The organism is uncultured Flavobacterium sp. (assembly GCF_963925415.1).
Classification (GTDB): Bacteria; Bacteroidota; Bacteroidia; order Flavobacteriales; family Flavobacteriaceae; genus Flavobacterium.
In genome coordinates this window covers 14,600-35,214 of record NZ_CAWUTS010000048.1, presented here as the reverse complement: position 1 = coordinate 35,214, position 20,615 = coordinate 14,600, and the positions used below count along the sequence as shown (strand labels likewise).

17 protein-coding genes are annotated in these 20,615 nt (G+C 32.2%); 6 read left to right on the top strand and 11 right to left on the bottom strand.

All coding sequences use genetic code 11. The features are described 5' to 3' along the window. Window positions 1-340: 340 nt before the first annotated feature. From AABM47_RS04115 to AABM47_RS04065, 11 genes are all read right to left on the bottom strand, one after another. Window positions 341-640 carry a type II toxin-antitoxin system RelE/ParE family toxin gene (locus AABM47_RS04115; protein ID WP_338409660.1) on the bottom strand — a complete coding sequence of 100 codons (300 nt, stop codon included), beginning with the start codon at window positions 638-640 and terminating at the stop codon, window positions 341-343. Further along, complete coding sequence (locus tag AABM47_RS04110; protein ID WP_338409659.1) at window positions 630-860, bottom strand: hypothetical protein; 231 nt, start codon at window positions 858-860, stop codon at window positions 630-632. Before AABM47_RS04110 ends, AABM47_RS04115 begins: the two co-directional genes overlap by 11 nt. Before the next feature lie 297 nt (window positions 861-1,157). After that, entirely contained in the window at window positions 1,158-3,641 is a 2,484-nt protein-coding gene (locus AABM47_RS04105; protein WP_338409658.1) for a zinc-dependent metalloprotease, read from the bottom strand. 87 nt (window positions 3,642-3,728) lie between these two features. Beyond that, window positions 3,729-5,636 carry an acetate--CoA ligase gene (acs, locus tag AABM47_RS04100; RefSeq protein WP_338409657.1) on the bottom strand — a complete coding sequence of 636 codons (1,908 nt, stop codon included), beginning with the start codon at window positions 5,634-5,636 and terminating at the stop codon, window positions 3,729-3,731. 446 nt (window positions 5,637-6,082) lie between these two features. Then, window positions 6,083-6,448 carry a response regulator gene (locus AABM47_RS04095; protein ID WP_338409656.1) on the bottom strand — a complete coding sequence of 122 codons (366 nt, stop codon included), beginning with the start codon at window positions 6,446-6,448 and terminating at the stop codon, window positions 6,083-6,085. A 3-nt stretch (window positions 6,449-6,451) separates the two neighbouring features. Beyond that, the gene (locus AABM47_RS04090; RefSeq protein ID WP_338409655.1) at window positions 6,452-9,139 is read right to left on the bottom strand and encodes a sensor histidine kinase; all 2,688 of its coding nucleotides are present in this window, start codon (window positions 9,137-9,139) and stop codon (window positions 6,452-6,454) included. After that, the gene (locus tag AABM47_RS04085) at window positions 9,132-9,326 is read right to left on the bottom strand and encodes a hypothetical protein (protein ID WP_338409654.1); all 195 of its coding nucleotides are present in this window, start codon (window positions 9,324-9,326) and stop codon (window positions 9,132-9,134) included. The genes AABM47_RS04090 and AABM47_RS04085 overlap by 8 nt, the downstream gene beginning before the upstream one ends. Before the next feature lie 141 nt (window positions 9,327-9,467). Next, window positions 9,468-11,225 (bottom strand): sodium:solute symporter family protein, encoded by a 1,758-nt coding sequence (locus tag AABM47_RS04080; RefSeq protein ID WP_338409653.1) that lies wholly within the window; start codon window positions 11,223-11,225, stop codon window positions 9,468-9,470. A 27-nt stretch (window positions 11,226-11,252) separates the two neighbouring features. Then, window positions 11,253-11,513: a DUF4212 domain-containing protein gene (locus AABM47_RS04075; RefSeq protein ID WP_338409652.1), complete on the bottom strand. Its 261-nt coding sequence runs from the start codon at window positions 11,511-11,513 to the stop codon at window positions 11,253-11,255. A 27-nt stretch (window positions 11,514-11,540) separates the two neighbouring features. Continuing rightward, window positions 11,541-12,755 (bottom strand): hypothetical protein, encoded by a 1,215-nt coding sequence (locus AABM47_RS04070; RefSeq protein WP_338409651.1) that lies wholly within the window; start codon window positions 12,753-12,755, stop codon window positions 11,541-11,543. A 99-nt stretch (window positions 12,756-12,854) separates the two neighbouring features. Further along, the gene (locus AABM47_RS04065; protein ID WP_338409650.1) at window positions 12,855-13,274 is read right to left on the bottom strand and encodes a hypothetical protein; all 420 of its coding nucleotides are present in this window, start codon (window positions 13,272-13,274) and stop codon (window positions 12,855-12,857) included. A 244-nt stretch (window positions 13,275-13,518) separates the two neighbouring features. Between AABM47_RS04065 and AABM47_RS04060 the strand changes: the two genes are divergently transcribed. Genes AABM47_RS04060 through AABM47_RS04035 form a run of 6 tightly spaced genes read left to right on the top strand, consistent with a single transcriptional unit; the run spans window position 13,519 to window position 20,602 of the window. Beyond that, window positions 13,519-14,124, top strand: coding sequence for a flavin reductase family protein (locus AABM47_RS04060; protein WP_338409649.1), 606 nt, complete (start codon window positions 13,519-13,521; stop codon window positions 14,122-14,124). Between the two features lies 1 nt (window position 14,125). Next, window positions 14,126-16,429, top strand: a complete 2,304-nt coding sequence (locus AABM47_RS04055) for an FAD-dependent monooxygenase (protein ID WP_338409648.1) — start codon at window positions 14,126-14,128, stop codon at window positions 16,427-16,429. Window positions 16,430-16,481: 52 nt separating this feature from the next. Then, window positions 16,482-18,068 (top strand): AMP-binding protein, encoded by a 1,587-nt coding sequence (locus AABM47_RS04050; protein WP_338409647.1) that lies wholly within the window; start codon window positions 16,482-16,484, stop codon window positions 18,066-18,068. Further along, entirely contained in the window at window positions 18,069-18,500 is a 432-nt protein-coding gene (locus AABM47_RS04045; RefSeq protein ID WP_338409646.1) for a thioesterase family protein, read from the top strand. Between the two features lie 10 nt (window positions 18,501-18,510). Then, on the top strand, window positions 18,511-19,491 hold the full coding sequence (locus AABM47_RS04040) for a carbon-nitrogen hydrolase family protein (RefSeq protein ID WP_338409645.1): 981 nt from the start codon (window positions 18,511-18,513) through the stop codon (window positions 19,489-19,491). Between the two features lies 1 nt (window position 19,492). Continuing rightward, entirely contained in the window at window positions 19,493-20,602 is a 1,110-nt protein-coding gene (locus AABM47_RS04035) for a cupin domain-containing protein (RefSeq protein ID WP_338409644.1), read from the top strand. The last annotated feature ends 13 nt before the right edge of the window (window positions 20,603-20,615 follow it).

The following is a 20,615-nucleotide window of genomic DNA, read 5'->3' as shown; positions in this document are numbered from 1 at the left end:
TTTATAAGTTCAGGCAGTTTTTTTTGATGAATGGTGCAAAAATGGTTAACTAAATGTATCTTGAATTAGGTCTGTTTTGTTTTGTGAAACTAGCTAATTGTCCCCAGCTGGTCCGAGCAGCAATAACTTCAAAGGCTAGCGCGATGCCTCTGGCTCGTGCCTACAAAGTTGAGCGGATAAAATAATACAACAAAAAAACGAGCAATTGCCCAGCTCCGCAAAGTGTTCTAATTAAGAAAATTGTGCTGCCCCCCGCTAGCCCAGCTCTGCAAAGTCTCCTGACTTTGAGGCATAATAAAAGTAAAAGCCACATTGTAAAAGATGTGGTTTTTTTTATGGATTATAGTAAAGTGTATTTGTTTGGATTTTGCGAAGTATGAAAAAGAGCCTTGATAATTATTGTTTTTATATTTTCGTCTATAGTATAAAACACAATAAAAGGGAACTTTTTCATTGGATTACCTCTAAAATCTTCAAAGAAAAACTGAAAGTATTTTGTTTTCTGTATGTCTTTTATTGTTTTTTTGTAGTCGTCAATAAAAAGTTTAGCTACAGAAGTAGAAACTTCTTTTTTATAATAATATATAGCATTATCAATGTTTTCAATTGCATCAGGAGTAACTACAATTTTATAGCTCATATTTTTGCTTTAATTGTTGGTAAACTTCTTCGGCATCAATACATTGATCTAAAGGGACATCATTTTGCTTTAATAAATGTGCTTTTTGTTCTTCTGAAAGCGTAAAAGTAAGTTCCTTATTTTCTAATAAGGTATCGGCATAAACCCATATTTTTTCTAAAATAGAACTTGGAGCATTTTTTAACTTTTCGGATAAGGAGTCAATAGTAACGGTTTCCATAATTATCTATTTATTTAATCACAAAAATACAAAAAAAACAATCGTAAAGTTTATTTTCAGAAAAAAAACCACGACCGCTCAGATATGTCACTCGGTCGATAGCGTGGATTTGTAATCCGTGCCCAGCTCCGCAAAGTCTCCTGAATTTGAGGCATAATAAAACAAAAAACCACATTGTAAAAGATGTGGTTTTTTGTTTTTAAAAAAGTTTTTTTTGAAAAATTAATTATATCATAAACAAATTTGTTTTTATTGGTTACTTATAATTTAAGACATCGCATTTGATGGTTAATAGGCTTATTTTGGATTTAAAATATTTTCTATTCTAGAAATGCAATCTTCTAAATGATATTTTGACTCAAGGCTTGTTTGACTGTTTTGTTTTGTTTTTAATTGAGTGTTTAAAACATTTAGTTCGCCTCGAACAAATGCCCTAACATCTGATTGAGAAACATTATAATACTCTTCCGATGAATTATTTTTTAATTCTTGAGTCATCAAATAATTAAGCCGTTCAATATAAGCCCTTTGCAAATTTCTTCTGTAAATTGTAATTGATGAATTGGTTTTTAATTCGCTCCAAATTCCGTTTCTTAAGTCTTTTAAAAAAACAAGTGGTTTATAGCTGTTGTTGTCTATAATAGCAGCATTTTGAAGTCGACCGAGAGTTTCTAAACTCAAAATTTTTTGTAAAACTCGTTCTTGCGATTTTCTAAATTTTTCTAAATATCCTGTATAATTTGTATTTTTTAAAATAGATGTATTCACAAGCCATGTAGGACTACTAAAGGCATTAAGGTTTAACCATGATAAGGCTTCTTGTTGTTTTTCTTTTGAAACATTTTTATAAACATTCCCTTTTTGTGATGGTTTTTTATAGGTTTCATAAACACCGCCAATGTTTGTTGCTACATGACCCACATACCTACTCCAACAAGTTATCAATTCATCATATAATTCTTGTACATCCTCATAGTTATTTGTTTTATTACTTGTCCAATTTTCTAAATTATTGCAAACAATTTTTAAATTTTTAAGGGCGTATGTACTGGCTTTAACCGCATCATTTCCAATATCTTCAGTTTGAGAACTAGGATCAAATTTACTGCTTTGACTACCAAATTTGTAATTTTTGTCATTTGCTTTGTCTTCAATCCATTTGTTCAAAACACTTAATTCACTTTCAGGATTTGTAGCGTTTGGAATTTTTCTATAACCCCAATTTAGGGCATAATAATCATACGATCCCATTTGACGTATAAAACGCACATCTTTATCACCTGGTTGCGCTATGTAATTAAAACGAGCATAATCCATAATACTAGCCGATATGCCGAATTTTTTTGTAAAAGCGGGCTGTCTGTAGTTTTCTACATCATAGGCATAACTTGCACCCATATTATGAGGAAAGCCTAAGGCATGACCCACTTCGTGTGCAATAACCATTTGCATCATTTCGCCCATATCTTCATCTGTAGTGTTTAATGTTCTGGCTTTTTCGTTAGCTGCTGCTGTTTCTAATAAATAACGATTTCTATACGACCGCAAATGATTGTGATACCAAATAATATCGCTTTCTATAATTTCGCCTGTTCTTGGGTCTGACACACTTGGACCAATAGCGTTTCTGGTGGTACTGGCTACATAACGAATAACAGAATAACGAATATCTTCGGGACTAAAATCAGGGTCTTCCTCCATTGTGGGAGCGTCTCTACAAATAATAGCATTTTTAAAACCTGCATTTTCAAAAGGTTTTTGCCACTCTTCTACTCCGGCTTTTATGTATTTTTTTAACTTATCAGGTGTTGCTGGGTCTAGGTAATAAATAATTGGTTTTATAGGCTCTACAAGCTCACCCCTGTTATAGGCTTCCAAATCTTTTGGCTCTAAACGCCATTTTTTAATGTATGTTTTTTTATCAGATTTTAATGCGTTACTTGAATAATCATATTGATTTATGGTAAACCATCCTACCCGTTGGTCAAAAAGTCTAGGCTTCATTGGTTCGTTTGGCAAAAGAATCATTGATTGATTCATTTGAATACTAAGAGATTCAGAATCTGATAGTATTGGCGGGTTTGAAGCGATATAAGTAAAGTTTTGAACCACTTCAATATTCATTGGAAAAGATTTTATTGATGAAATAAAACTTCGTGATTTATCTAAACTTTTAACTTTATAGGTTTCTCTATTTTTTGATGACAAACCGCTTAAAGCCTTTACATCTGATTTGTAAAAATCAGTAACATCAATTACAACTGCAGACGAATCTTTGGAGAAAGCAGCAATATCAAAAGCAAATAATGTAGGTTCATAGTTGTTGGCTTTTACAGAAATATAAATGGGTAAACTATCGTTTGCAACAGATTCATATGATTTAACTTTTATAAGCACTTTATCTTGAAAACGCTCCCAAACAATTAATTGTTCGTTAACCGATGAACCTGCATTAACATATCCACCCCCAAATTCTGACGGAATTTTAGAAATTCTACTAACCAAAAGCATTTCTTTATTTAAAAGTAATTTTGGAATTTCAAAATAATAATTATCTCCAACAGTATGTGTTTTAAATAATCCATCATCAGATTTTGCCTCTTTTGTTATTACTTTATTGTAATCTTTTATTTTAGGCTCTTTTTTTTTATCTGCAGATTTGGTATCGCTAAGCATCAAGGCCTTTTTTTCTAGTTCTTTCTTCTTTTTATTAGATTGAGAAAAAACAGATGTAGAACTAACACTTATTAAAATAATAATTATAAAAATTAATTTTTTCATTGATTTGAACTTTAAATATTACCAAATATAAAAAAAAAACTGTTTCGGTATTGAAACAGTTTTTAATATAAATGCTAAAAATATAATTTATAATTTACCTTCTTTTATTTCTTCCACACATTCTGGGTTTAAAAGTGTTGAGGTATCACCAAAATTAGTAAAATCACCTTCTGCTATTTTACGCAATATTCGACGCATAATTTTTCCAGAGCGTGTTTTTGGCAACCCTTCTACAAACTGAATTTTGTCAAGTTTTGCAATAGGTCCTATTTGGCTTGAAATTAATTCGTTTATTTCTTTTTTAAGATTTTCTTGATTTCTGCCTTCTCCTGATTCTTTTAAAATAACATAACCATAAAGTGCATTGCCCTTAATATCGTGTGGAAAACCAACAATGGCACTTTCTGCAACTGCTTGATGTTCGTTTATAGCATCTTCAATTGGTGCTGTACCTAAATTATGACCCGATACTATGATAACATCATCTACTCTACCTGTAATTCTATAATACCCTACCTCATCGCGCAAAGCACCATCACCTGTAAAATATTTTCCAGGAAATGCTGTAAAGTAAGTTTCTTTATATCTTTGATGATCACCCCAAATGGTTCGTGCCATTGATGGCCACGGAAATTTAATACACAAACTTCCCGAAACCTGGTTGCCTTCTATTTCGTTACGCAATTCATTCATTAAAACAGGTTGAATACCTGGTAATGGTAAAGACGCGTAAGTTGGTTTTGTTGGAGTTATAAAGGGCAATGGTGAAATCATTATAGAACCTGTTTCGGTTTGCCACCACGTGTCTACTAATGGGCAACGTTTGCCACCAACATGGGCATTATACCAATGCCAAGCTTCTTCGTTTATAGGTTCACCTACAGACCCTATTACTTTTAATGATTTTAAAGGAAATTTTTGAACAAATTCTAAACTTTCTTTTGCTAAGGCTCTAATGGCTGTTGGAGCCGTATAAAACTGATTAACTTTATGCTTTTCTATAACCTCCCAAAAACGACTATAGTCTGGGTAAGAAGGAACTCCTTCAAAAATTACAGTTGTTGCGCCGTTTAAAAGTGGTCCATATAAAATATACGAATGTCCTGTAATCCATCCTATATCAGCCGTACACCAATACACGTCGTTTTCTTCATAATTAAATACATTTTTAAATGTATACGCCGTGTTAACCATATAGCCACCTGTAGTATGAACCATGCCTTTGGGCTTTCCGGTTGAACCAGAAGTGTATAATATAAACAAAGGGTCTTCTGAATCCATAACAACTGCAACATGGTTTGCAATGGCATTATCTAGTAAAGGCTGCAACCACTGATCACGTCCTTCTAACATGTTAATTTCAGTATGCGTTCTCTTTGCAACTAATACGGTTTCAATAGACGGACATTTATTTAATGCTTCGTCTACAATTCCTTTTAAATCAATTGTTTTGTTTCCTCTAAAACCTCCATCTGAAGTTATAACCATTTTACAATCACTGTCATTAATACGAGCAGCAACAGCTGAAGCAGAAAAACCTGCAAATACTACAGAATGAATAGCCCCTATACGAGCACAAGCCAATACAGAAACAGCTAGTTCGGGTATCATAGGTAAATATATACAAACCCTATCCCCTTTATTAATGCCCTGATCTTGTAAAACATTAGCCATTTTAGCTACACGAGCATATAAATCGTTATAACTGATATGAAGCGCCTCTTCTTGTGGGTCATTAGGTTCAAAAATTATAGCTGTTTTATCTCCTCTTTTATTTAAGTGACGGTCAATACAGTTTTTTACAATATTTAATTTACCATTTAAAAACCATTTAAAATTAGCTTCTTCCATATCATACTCAAAGGTTTTATCCCATTTTTGATACCATGAAAATTCTTCGTCGGCGATTTTATCCCAAAATTTTCGGGGCTCTCTAACCGATTTTCTATACATTTTAAAATAGTTCTCTAAATCTGTAATTTTATAGTAACTCATTTCTTAAATTGTTTGTTATTTTAATAATTAAATGTACCAATTAATTAATATAATCTTTTTTAAATATAATGTAAATATAATAATTTTGACTAAGGTAAAATGAATTATATTGCTAAATTAATATAGCTTTTGTGTTTGTTTTATGTTTCAATAAGGTTTTTATGAAATCCAATGTTATTTGATGATTAATTTAGTATTCATAAATATGTGCTGAAATGTAAAACGATCAACATCAGTATATCTATACTAATTTTGTTTGCAATCAATAAACGATTTGTGGTGTTAAAACTTCCATTTAAAATCATGTTTGTGTTTCAACTTTAAAACGTTTATCAACAAAAAAAATGGTTTTTAAGACTCCTTAAATTATGTATTTGTAATACAAGTACTCTACACACACTAATTTTAAAAATTTGTAAGCCTATATGCAGCTCAATTTGGTATGTTTAAATAGAAACAAGTTCAAAAACCTTATCGACTATGTTTTTAATTGAAAATGGCTTGATTAAATATGCGTCGGCTCCAAGTGAAATACCTTTTTCAATATCGGTTGCTTTATTTTTTGCCGAAAGAAAAATAACTTTAGTATTCGTTAATTTTTTATTTGATTTAATTTGTTTTAATGTAGCATAACCGTCAACCATAGGCATCATAATGTCTAAAATAATTATGTCTGGAATATTAAATTTTAAAATATCTAATGCCTCTTGACCATCACGAGCTATAAAAACTTCGTAATTATTTTTTTTAAATGTATATTCTAATGACATAATGATGTTTGGTTCATCATCAACTATTAAAATTTTTTTCATAATTTAATCTTTATTTATGGGTAAAGTAAATGAAATACTAGCACCTTTTTCAATATGTTCTGCCCAAATTTTTCCTTTATGATGATCAATTATTTGTTTGCATATAGCTAATCCTAAGCCACTTCCAACTGGTTTTTTTATATTTTGATTGGTTGATTGATAAAATTTATCAAAAATAGATTCAAAATCATTTGGATTAATTCCTTTACCGCTATCGGTAACGGTTGTTTTTACAAAGATATCTTCTATTTTGCAATGTATAATTATTTTTTCATCATTTTCAGAACAAAATTTAATAGCGTTGGATAGTAAATTTGTTATTACCTGAATAATCCTGTCTTCGTCATAGTAACATTTAATGCTTTTTTCACAATCCAACTCAACTATAATATTTTTATTTTTAATCAAATGCTGCAATGGCTCTATTGATTTTTTAATGGTATTTACAAGGTTATTTGATGATGGGTTTATGGTTTGTTTTCCGGTTTCAAATTTTTCTAAATCTAAAATTTTATCGATCAAACGATTCAAACGATCCGATTCTGAAATAATATTTTGCAAAAATTGTTTTTTTAATTCATTGGAAATTTCCTCATCATCATGTAAAATTTCACTAGCTGCTCGAATAGCTGTTATAGGGGTTCTTAGTTCGTGTGTTACTGTGTCTAAAAAATCATCCTTTTGTTGGTCTTTTATGACTAAATTTTCGTTTGCTTTTTTAAGTTGTGATGATATTTTTTGAAGTTCATTTGATGTCTCAGTCAATTTTTTATTGATGATGATATTTTCTTTTGATTCTTCTAAAATCTTTAACACCTCTGTTAAGGTAACTTTTTCTTCTTTTACAATACTTGAAATCAATATTCGTGCAGATGCTGTTCCAATATGGCCTGTTAAAAGGTTTTCTGCAAATTTAACCAATCTGGCATCGGCTAAATCTTTTGTAACATCTACATTGTATTTTTTATTAAAAATAAGCAAAGCCCTTTTGGTACGTTCTTGTCCCAAAAAGCGAACTAATGTTTTTTGAATATCACTTGTATAAGCGGTTCCTTTCCATATAAATGCGCTTTCATGATTGCTGCTGTATTTTTCTATATCAACATACATTTCTGCATAATTTCTTTCTCGATAGTTTCCTTTAAAACTTACAGAAATAGAAAAATAAGCCATGGTATTAAGCAAAAGACTCCAAAACAAAGCATGTGGTACTGGTTCTAAATACTTTAATCCAAACAATTGAAACGGTTTTAAAAGGTTTATTTGAAATAAACCTTCAGAAATAAATGAAGAACTTTCGGTTGTAATTCCAATAGCATACGGAATTAACAAGGTGTACATACAAATAGAAAAACCAATAATTAATGCCCAAATTGCTCCTAATCGCGAACCTCTTCTCCAAAATATTGCACCAAAAAATGCAGGAGCTAATTGCGCAATAACAACAAATGAAATTAAACCTATAGAAACTAAATTATAATCCAAGGCAAAAAAGCGATATAAAAAGTAGGAACTTATAATGATCGAAAAAATACCTATTTTTCTAATATTTACAATTTTTTTATTGTTTACAAATTGATCCTCATTTTTTAATTTTCCCAAAATTGTATATGGGATCAAAATATTATTACTCAGCATGGTTGACAAACTAATACTTGAAACTACAATCATAGATATAGCTGCTGAAAAGCCGCCTAAGAAAACCATTATAGTTAATATTTCATTATTAAAATATTGCGGAATCATTAAAGAATAAGTATCTGCATTTACGTTTTGACCAGCAAATATTATATTTCCGCCCCATGCAATGGGATATACAAATAAATTAAAAATCAATAAATATAATGGGAATAACCAAATTGCTGTTTTAATGTGTTTTTCTCTATTATTTTCAACCACAGACATATGAAATTGTCTGGGTAATAAAAAAATCGCAAATAAAGAAGCCATACATAAAAAAAACCAGTTGATACCTTGAGTAAGTCCCCCTATTTTGTTTTTTGCAGCAAAACCTGTTAGCTTTGATGCTTGTTCATAAATATCATTAAAACCATCAAAAACAAAAAAAGTAACATAAACCCCAACAACAACAAAGAAAAGCAATTTTAATATGCTTTCAATTGCAACAGCCATAACAACTCCTTTTCTTTTTTCTGATGCATCTACATACCGTGTTCCATAGTATGATGCAAATAAAGCTAAGGCAATTGCTACATATGTTGTAGTGTCATTAAATATTAATGAACTGGAAGATGTTTTTGTAACCAAATGAAAAGTTTCTGAAATAGCTTTTAATTGTAATGCTACATACGGAAGAATTCCAAACAAGCACACAAGAGTTACAATTGCTCCCAAAAAACGACTGTTGCCATAACGTAGTGAAATGAAATCGGCGATACTGGAAACATTATTTATCCTAGAAATTCTAATAATTTTTTGAAGAATTATTATCCAAGCCGGAATTATAAGTACAGGACCAATATAAATAGCTAAATAATTTAACCCTGAATTTGCCGCTACCCCTATACTCCCATAATAGGTCCAGGCGGTGCAATATACTGCAAGTGATAATGTGTAAACATAAGGGTTATTTGTCCATTTAATATTGCCTTTTTTTTCGGCCCAATAAGCAATGTAAAACAGAAACGCTAAATAGACCAATAAAATAAAAACCAGTACAATACTATTCATAATAACGATTTACAACCAACATGGATATTAAGACAGAAATTAACCAAACAGAAAAAATGTAAATGTAAATTATTGGAAAACCCCAAAAAGATTCTGAATTATCAAAAAGTAATAAAATAGGTAAGTTAAAAGCTATCAGAAGTCCTAAACTTAAAACAATTAGTTTTTGTTGATGTCTTTTTTTCATAAATAAACTATGTATTCGTAAATATATTAATTTTTTATATATTATTTTAAATAAAAAAGCTGTAAAAAACAAATCTCTGCTTTTAATTAAAAAAAACAGAGATTTGCAGCATAGTTTTAACCCATAAAACAAACTTATAATTTAATGTCCTGTTGCTTCGCCAGCACCAGAAGGTATTCTTATATTTTCAACAATATCTTGAACATGTTGAGGAGGCTCTGGTGTAAATGCATTTACGGTAAATGCTACAATAAAGTTTACAATCATTGCAATGGTTCCAAAACCTTCAGGAGAAATACCAAACCACCAGCTTTCTTTTAATCCAGCTACGGCATCTTTTCCACCATCAAAAATTCCAAATTTGAATTTTAACATATAAAATATCATTAACAAAAGACCAACAATCATACCTGCAACAGCTCCTTCTTTATTCATCTTTTTATGAAAGATACCTAAAATAATAGCTGGAAAAAATGATGCTGCAGCTAATCCAAAAGCAAGTGCTACAACAGCAGCAACGAAACCGGGTGGATTAATTCCAAAATACCCTGCAATAACTACCGCAACAGCAGCAGCTCCTCGAGCAGCCCAAAGTTCATTCTTTTCAGAAATGTTAGGGTTAATCATTTTTTTAATTAAATCGTGAGATACCGAAGAAGAAATTACCAATAATAATCCAGCAGCAGTAGAAAGCGCAGCAGCTAATGCACCTGCAGCAACTAAAGCAATTACCCAGTTTGGTAGTTTAGCAATTTCAGGATTTGCCAATACCATAATATCTTTATCTATAGTAAGTTCACTTCCTTTATAACCTTTTGCTTCTTGAGCAGCTAAAAATTCTGTATTTGTCGATTTATCGTTATAATATTGAATTTTTCCATCTTCATTTTTATCTTCAAATTTTAACAAACCTGTTTTTTCCCAGTTTGTAAACCATACAGGCATCGATGCATATTCTTTATTGCTAACGGTTTCAATTAAATTAGTTTTAGCAAATACAGCAACAGCTGGTGCAGTAGTATATAAAATTGCAATTAACAACAAAGCCCATCCAGCAGACTTTCGTGCATCACTTACTTTTTTAACGGTAAAGAAACGAACAATTACATGGGGTAAACCAGCAGTTCCAACCATTAGTGCTAATGTTATTGCAAAAATATCAATCATTGATTTTGATCCATTGGTGTATTCTGCAAAACCTAATTCTGTTGAAAGTCCATTTAATTTATCTAATAAATATACATTTCCGTCTTCGGCTAATGTTCCTCCCATTCCTAATTGCGGAATAGGGTTTCCTGTCATTTGAATTGAAATAAAGATTGCAGGAACCATAAAAGCAAAAATTAACACACAATATTGAGCAACTTGTGTGTATGTAATACCTTTCATTCCTCCTAAAACCGCATAGAATAAAACTATTATCATTCCGATAATTACGCCTGTTTCAATTTCAACTTCAAGAAATCTAGAAAATACAACCCCCACACCTCTCATTTGACCAGCAACATACGTAAAAGATACAACTAATGCACAAATTACCGCAACTGTTCGAGCTGTGTTTGAATAATACCGTTCTCCAATAAAATCTGGAACAGTAAACTTTCCAAATTTTCGCAAATATGGAGCAAGTAATAAGGCTAAAAGTACATAACCTCCGGTCCAACCCATTAAGTAAACAGCCCCATCATATCCATCAAAGGAAATGATACCTGCCATTGATATAAAAGAAGCAGCTGACATCCAATCGGCAGCAGTTGCCATACCATTAGCTAATGGCGAAACACCACCACCAGCAACATAAAATTCATTTGTAGATCCAGCTCGAGACCAGATAGCAATTCCAATATATAACGAAAATGTAATTCCTACAATTATGTAGGTCCAAGTAAGTACATCCATGATTTTTTTATTTTATTTAATTATTAATTATTCGTCAAATCCGTATTTTTTGTCTAGTTTATTCATCAATCGAATATAGACAAATATTAAAATTACAAACACATAAATTGAACCCTGTTGTGCAAACCAAAATCCTAATGGAAAACCTCCAATTTTTATTTCATTTAAAACATCTTTTAATAAGATTCCTGCCCCATAAGAGACAGCAAACCAAATGCTTAATAAAATTAAAAGGTATCTTAAGTTTTCTTTCCAATAAGCCGTTGCGTGTTTTTGTTTATCACTCATAATAATGTATTATTTAGTTGGTTAATTTTATAGGTAAATCATAGCTTGAAGTGTAAACGTACCAATGTCTGAACTTCCAAATTTTTCATTTTTATACTCTAACGTTAATTTAGAATTATGCCCACTCATGTAAGCATTTGTTCCAACTCCTAAAACTTTTCTGTCATCATTAACTGCGTCATACGAGTTAGAAGCATAAGAAAGATAAGGTTGAAATCTTGTTTTTGTTTTGTCGCGTGCAAGAACATAACCAAGATGTGCATACATCATACTACCTGTGCCGTAAGCACTAAAAAGGTAGTTTTTTCCATAATCATTTGATTGATAAGTAGCATAAGCCGTTATAGCACTTCCGTTTGTTCCAACTGGTGCATCATAGAATGCATCAACAGCAAAAATATTTACATCATGAGAAGTAATAGTAGTTCCGTCAAAACTCACACTTCCTTTTGGATGCATGAAGAAACCAGCTCCAACATTAAATATTTTTTTAGTTCCTAAATACGATCCAACTTTAAAGGGTAAAAAATTACTTTCTGCATCTTTAAATCCATACTCAAAATATCCTGAATACACTTTTCCAGCATCTCTAGAACCCACAATTTTTCGACCGCCATAAATAGTAGTATTTAATGCCGTTGAAGGATCACGAGAGTCTAAACCATTTGTTAAAGCATCGTTGATAGAAACTCTATATTGAAGTTTATCAAAAGATCCTTTTGCATAAACACCCATATGTCTTGCAAATTGGTCTGTTAAACCTAAAGTTGACCATGATTGGCGATTGTTGTCCAATGTCATGATGTTTAAAGTACTTTGATTATTTAAACGCGAAATACCATTCCAATAATGAAGTCCACCACCTACTGCATGTTTTTTTCCAACACTATATTGAGCCCATATGTCATGAAAAAAAAGTTGTGACGCATCGGTTTTTCCAACAGCGCTCATGTTATTGGCATTTAAACTGTTTAAACCAAAATGAGCAAGAATTAAGAAATTTTTATTAATTTGAGAATACATTAAAATACGTGCTCTTCTTAAATTAAAATTTAATTTACTACTTGTTTCAGGTACATCATCACTATATGTAGCTTGCATTTGTGCCCATGAAATAATTCTAAAATATTTAGAACCATCTTCGTTAATACTCACTTTCAAACCTCCACCATAGTCAGGAGATCCTTGGGCAAACCCTAAATAGGAAAGGGAAAATAAAAATAAAAATAAAATTTTTTTCATAATTTTTAGTTTGGTTAGTAATCTGTTTTGATTCGTCCAAAGTCTAAAAATTTTGTTAATAAAAAAAACTTTAATATATAAAGGTGTTAAGTGCTATAGTTATTCTTTAAAACGTTCCCATTTTATCATCATAAACTTATCGCCCAGCTCAGTTATAATCATTCCGGCCCCTGACAATAATTCTTTATTTCCAAGATACTCAACAAGTTCATGATGTTTAAATATCTTATAAGTTGGGTGATGATTTGGATGCGGAGGCTTCTTTATATTAAATTCTTTAACCCAATTACTAATAGACACGTGAGACACCCCTATTATCCGTTCTATTTCTCTATAACTTAAGCCTTCTAAATAGAGCTGTAAAGCTTTAGTAACATAGTAATCATCAATTTTTTTACCTAATTTATTTACAGTAAAATAATATTTACACAATTTACATAAAAATCGTTGTCTTTCTTTAATAATTCCACTCTTTACAACCTTGTTATTTTGACACTTAGGACATGAATTTATTTCCATATATATAAATTTTGCATAAATATATTAAATTAGCAATAATGTAATTGATTTTTATGTAATTATTTTACTTTTTTTTTGTGATATGTATATTTAATCCTGTTTATATAAATAAATAATTAAAGTATTTATTATTGAATTCAAATTTAAATATTCTCTTTCATTTTTATATATATTCGCACATTAAGCCCAAATTGTTTAAATATTCGTTATTATTTTACTTAATTTGTATAAAATACAAATAATTATGCAATTTGATACTAAGCAAACAGACGAAAAAATTTTGTACAAACTGCTTACAGGAACCATCATTCCGCGTCCTATTGGTTGGATTTCTACAATTGATAAAAATAAAATCAATAACCTAGCTCCCTTTTCTTATTTCAATATGGTTTCGAGCGACCCGCCGTGCATAATGTTCTCAACCCGAAGAGACGGTTTTAAAAACAAAGACACCTTAACTAACATCCTGCAAAATAATGAATTTGTGGTAAATATGGTAACAATGAATGTTGTAGAACAAATGAATACTACCGCTACTTCTGTAGATGCATCTGTCGATGAATTTGAACTCGCGGGCTTAACACCAATAGATTCTATTTCAGTTAAACCAAAACGTGTTAAAGAGAGTATGGTTCATTTTGAATGTGAAAAAATACATCATTACTTTATTGATAACGCTTCTAAGGGTGGCGCATGTGTAATTATTGGCAAAATAAAAACCATACACATAGATGATTCTATAGTGTCAGAAAACCATCATATAAATCTAGAAGCATATCAACCCGTTGCCCGTTTGGCAGGCTCAAATTATGGAGCATTGGGTGAAATTTTTTCAATAAAAAGAGCGTAAAATGAACATAAAAGTAATAGGTGGTGGTCCTGGTGGACTCTATTTCTCTATTTTAACAAAAAAAGCAATGCCCAATTGCAAAATCGATATTTATGAACGCAACAAACCAAACGACAGTTTCGGTTTTGGTGTTGTTTTTTCAGATGAAACTTTAGGCGAGTTTTTAAAAAGAGACATGCAATCCTATGAGTTAATACGAAGCAAGTTTGCATATTGGGACGACATTATTATTGCTCGTGATGGAGAAGAGGTTCGTGTTGCCGGAAATGGGTTTTGTGGCTGCTCTAGAAAAACACTTTTGCAACTATTACATACGCGCTGTCACGAAGAGGGCATAAACATACACTTTGAAGCGCATGTAGCAGATTTAAATCAATTTATTGATGCAGACGTTATAGTTGCTTGTGACGGAATTTCGAGCCAAATACGAAGCCAATTTAAAAATAATTTTGAAACAAAAGTCGAACTCAAAAAAAACAAATTCGTTTGGATGGGTTCTACAAAACCCTTAGATGCATTTACCTATTTCTTTAAAAACACAAAACACGGAGCTTTTGCAGCTCACACCTACCAATATGAAGAAGGAATGAGTACCTGGATTTTTGAATGCACTTCGCAAACCTGGGATAACTTTGAGTTTGATACTTATAATGAATTAGATACCGTACAAAAATTAGAAGAATTATTTAAAAATGAATTAGACGGTCATGGTTTAATTACCAATAAATCCCAATGGAGACAATTTCCACACGTAACAAATGAAATATGGCATAAAGATAATATAGTTTTATTAGGAGATTCTAAAGCAACCGCACACTACTCTATTGGATCTGGAACAAAATTAGCCATGGAGTCTGCAATAGCTTTATCTGATGCTTTAATAGCAAATCCAAACAACATTCAACTCGCTTTTCAAAATTATGAAAAAGCAAGAAGAAATACAGTTGAAATGATCCAATACGCCGCTAATGTATCTTTAGATTGGTTTGAAAACATAGACCGACACATACAACATCCATTTTACCAATTTGCTTTTGGATGCATGACTCGTTCTAAAAAAGTGACCTATGAAAATCTTCAAATACGGGATCAATCGTTTACCGATAAAGTGTTGAAAGAATTTAACCAATCGTATGGTTCTGAAATGGTTTCAGAATCGCAGCTTCAACCAGCTGTATTTTCAACGTTTCAACTTAGAGGTTTAGAACTTAAAAACCGAATTGTAATGTCGCCCATGGGTCAATATTCTGCTAAAAACGGATTGGTAAACGATTGGCATTTTCAACACTACAGCTCTAGAGCAATTGGTGGTTTAGGATTGATATTAACTGAGATGACGGCTATATCTAATACTGGAAGAATAACTTTAGGTTGTGCTGGCATTTATAATGAAAATCAAGTGTTTGAGTGGAAAAATATAATTGATTTTATTCATAAAAACACACAAACCAAAATTGGTATTCAATTGGGGCATTCGGGCAGAAAAGGTGCTGCAAAAATTCCTTGGGAAACGGAAGATTTATTAAACAAATGGGAACTGCTTTCTGCGTCAGCAATTCCATTTAATGAAAATTTTTCTACACCAAAAGAAATGACAATCAAAGATATGGATTTGATAAAATCTCAATTTATTATAGCAGCAAAAAATGCAGATTTTGCAGGTTTTGACATGATAGAATTGCAGGCTCATCATGGCTTTTTACTAGCTTCTTTTCTTTCTCCATTAACCAATATTAGAACTGATGCTTTTGGAGGAAGTATTGAAAATCGATTGAAATTTCCATTAGATGTTTTTACCGAAATGAGAGCCGTTTTTTCAAAAGAGAAACCTATGTCTGTTCGTATATCGGCAACAGATTGGGCAGAAAACGGAATTTTAGAAGAAGATGTTTTAACTATTGCAGCTGCTTTTAAACACGCTGGAGCTGATATTATTAATGTTTCTTCAGGAAACACCGTTGCCAATCAAAAACCACAAGTAGGACGAATGTGGCAAACTCCTTTTTCAGATGTAATTAGAAATACTGTTAAAGTGCCAACAATAACATCTGGCTACATTCAAGATATTGACCAAATTAACACTATAATTTTAAATGGAAGAGCTGATTTAGTAGCTTTAGGAAGGCCTTTGCTATTAGATCCCAATTTTGTTAGAAACGCACAAGCTTATGAAAAGTATCATCCAGGTGATATTCCAAACCAATATAAAATAGGCGTTACAAACTTATACCCCCTAAAAGCTTCAGAACGAAAACAAACAGAAGGGATGAAGAAAGCTTTGAAACCAAAGAGCAATAAGAAATAAACAATTACAACACGCACAGAGCTGTATGCTTTACCCTTTTAATGCATTTATTATGAAAGACTACGAAGATAATTTTGCGAGCAATATGTTGCCTAGCTCTGACTTACAAGCAGAATATTTGCTTAATCATTCTCAGTTTCAACATCCAAAAATACTGAATTGTGTAGACCGCTTGTTAGACGATCATATTAAAAAGGGTCAGGGTGATGCTGTTTGTATTCGTACGTTTAAAGAAACATGGACTTATAGGGATTTATATGAAAAAGCCAATCAAATTGCTCATGTTTTAGTTAACGATTTAGGTTTAATTTCGGGAAACAGGGTTTTGCTACGTTCTGCCAACAATCCTATGATGGTTGCCTGTTGGTTTGCGGTTTTAAAAGCAGGTGGAATAGCTGTGGCTACAATGCCTTTATTGCGTGCAAAAGAATTAAAAACCATAATTGATTGTGCCGAAATATCTATTGCTTTATGTGATGGCGATTTAGAGGATGAGTTAAGCCAAGTAGAATCAAAATTCTTAAAACAAAAAAGTTTTTACACAAATGGTGATTTAGAACACCTTATGAAGTCTAAATCTAAAATATTTACTAATTTTAAATCAAAGTCCGATAGTGTTTGCCTAATTGGTTTTACGTCAGGAACAACAGGATTACCAAAAATGACAGCACATTTCCATGCCGATTTATTAAATATTTGCGAAGCCTTTCCTGTTTATTCCTTACAACCTACAAAAGATGATGTTTTTATAGGAAGCCCGCCACTGGGATTTACTTTTGGATTAGGAGGTTTGGTTTTGTTTCCAATGTATTTTGGAGCTTCAACCTTTTTAATCGAAAAACCAAGTCCAGATATATTATTAAAAGCAATTGAAGATTTTAAAATAACGATATGCCTTACCGCCCCCACAGCTTGGCGCATTTTAACTACAAAAATTCATGAATTTAACATTTCAAGTCTACGAAAATGTATTTCTGCAGGTGAATGCTTACCTTTACAAGTGTGGCAAGACTGGTTCAATGCAACAGGTTTAAAAATCATAGATGGAATTGGTGCTACCGAAATGCTTCATATTTTTATATCTTCTAACGAAGAAAATATGGTTCCAGGCGCAACAGGCTTACCTGTTTTTGGCTACGAAGCTAAAATTATTGACATCAACGGAAAAGAACTATATAAAAACGAACCAGGCAGATTGGCAGTAAGAGGAATTACAGGTTGTAAATACTTAAATCGGGAAGAAAAACAAAGAGAATACGTTCAAGACGGATGGAATATTACTGGAGATATTTTTAAGAAAGATAAAGATGGCTATTTTTGGTTCGTTGCTCGTGGAGATGATATGATAATTTCATCAGGTTATAATATAGCAGCAATTGAAGTAGAATCTGTACTTTTAACACACCCCGATATTTTTGAATGTGCCGTTGTTGGCATAGCTGATTTGAATCGCGGAATGCTTGTTTGTGCTTACATTGTTTTAAAAAATCATGATAAAGCATCTCCAAAATTAGCTAAGTCTATTCAGCTGTGGTTCAAAGAAGTAGCTGCTCCTTATAAATACCCCAGACAACTCTATTTTGTAAACGAATTGCCCAAAACAGAAACCGGAAAAATACAACGATATAAATTAAAATAAATGAATGAGCCTTTTATAAAAAAAGAAAAAATTAAGTTCAAGCATGTAGATTATGCTGGAATAGTTTTCTATCCACGATTTTTAGAAATGTTAAATGATTTGGTAGAAGATTGGTTTGAGGAGGCCTTAAACAGACCCTTTTCTAAAATGCACGAAACTAATGGTATTCCAACTGTAGATTTAAAAGTTCAGTTCAAAAAAGCAGCGCGTTTAGGAGAAATACTAACCAAAAAACTTTGGGTAAAAAATTTAGGAGCTGCTTCGATTTTATGTGGGTTTAAATTTGAAGATGAACTAGAAAAAACCTGTTTAGAAGGCGAAATTACTTTGGTAAATGTTATTTTTACAGAAGACAGAAACAACATAAAAGCTACTTCATTTAATGAAGAAATCAAAACTAAAATTACAAAATTTATACTGATTAATTCATAATTTTAACACCATGGACTTTAAAAAATTTAAAGCTGCAACCGTACAAACATCACCCATTTTTCTTGATGTAGAAAAAACAATAGAAAAAGCCATTGGTTTCATTAAAGAGGCCAGTAAAAACGGAGCTCAACTTATTGCTTTTCCAGAAGTATTTGTAGCAGGCTATCCCTATTGGAATTGGATTATGACACCCGTTCAGGGCAGTAAATGGTATGAAAAACTATACAAGTGTTCTGTAAAAACAGATGACGCTTCTATGCAACCTTTATTTCAAGCTGCAAAAGATTTAAACATTCATGTCGTAATTGGAATTAATGAGCGTGGTGATTCGTATGGAGAAATTTATAATACTAATTTAATTATTAATAATAAGGGCAAACTTATAGGAAAACACCGCAAATTAGTTCCTACTTGGGCCGAAAAACTCACCTGGACTTCGGGGGATGGTTCTTCTTTAAAGGTTTATGAAACAGCAATTGGACCTTTAGGAACACTAGCTTGTGGAGAAAACACCAACACTTTAGCACGATTTACATTGTTGGCTCAAGGCGAATTAATTCATATCGCCAACTACATTTCATTACCTGTTGCTCCAGCAGACTACAACATGGCCGAAGCCATTAAAATACGTGCTGCTGCACATTCTTTTGAAGGAAAACTATTTACTATTGTTTCGTGTTCTACAATTTCTCAAGATATAAAAGACGCTTTACGCGAGGATGTGCCAAATGTAGATGAACTTCTTACCCGAAAAAATTCAGCATTTTCTGGATTTATAGGTCCAAACGGAGCAGCAATTGGAGAACCTTTAATAGATCAAGAAGGAATAGCCTATGCAGATATAGATCTAGAAAAATGCATACAACCCAAGCAAATGCATGATATTTTAGGTCATTATAATAGATTTGATATCTTTGATTTACGAGTAAATATTGCACCAACAAAAAAAATTACATTTATAGATAATCACGAAGAGTTTAACAGCAAGTAAGATGAACGAAAATTATTCAGACGATCAAATAGGTCGCGCAAGAGTACACGATTCGCCAGAATTAATAGCCTATTACAAAGAGCTTGAAAACCTTGGCGCTGGAGCCTTATGGAAAGTCGCAAATGACATTGAACCCTGGGAACCCAAATCAAATTCAGTACCTATGTTGTGGAAATACGACGATTTGCGCAATTTGGTTCTCAAATCATCTGAACTGGTTACTCCCGAACAAGCAGGAAGAAGAGTTGTTTACTTGGTAAACGAAAAACGAAAAGACGTTGCTGCCGCAGTAGGCTGGTTGTATTCGGGTATTCAAGTTACACGACCTGGAGAAAGCACCTCTGCACACAAACACAAAGCCTCTGCCCTTCGCTTCATTATGGAAGGAGAAGGCGGTTACACCGTTGTAGATGGAAACAAAATAACTTTTGAAGTAAACGATTTTGTCATAACACCAGGTTCTACTTGGCATGAGCATGGAGTGGATGATAACGGAAAAACCTGCATTTGGCAAGACGGATTAGATATTCCACTAATAAATGCTTTAGAAGCAAATGATTATGCCGTTTATGATGGCAAGCAAGCCTTAGATGTTCCTATCAATTATTCTCCTATCAATTACGGAACCGCAGGTATGATACCCGCTGATAAAAGCTGGAACAAACCTTATTCTCCACTATTTAAATATGCTTGGAAACAAGTTTACCCAGCTTTAGTTAATGCCCTAGAAATAAATGAAATTAACTTGTTTGATGCAATATTTATGCATTATGCTAATCCTTTAACTGGCGGACACGTGATGCTGACAATGGGTGCTAGTATGCAATTATTACCAGCTGGTTTTAGTGGTAAGGCTCATAAACACACAGGATCATTTGTATACCAATGTGCCAAAGGAAAAGGATTTACCATCATAGATGGAAAACGTTTTGATTGGAAAGAACGTGATATATTTTGCGTCCCATCTTGGGCTTGGCACGAACATCACAATTTATCTCAAACGGAAGATGCCTGTTTGTTTAATTTCAATGATTTACCCGTGATTGAAAAGTTGGGACTTTACCAAGAAAAAGAATATTTAGAAAATGGTGGACATCAAAATATAATTTAATTACAAAAAAATT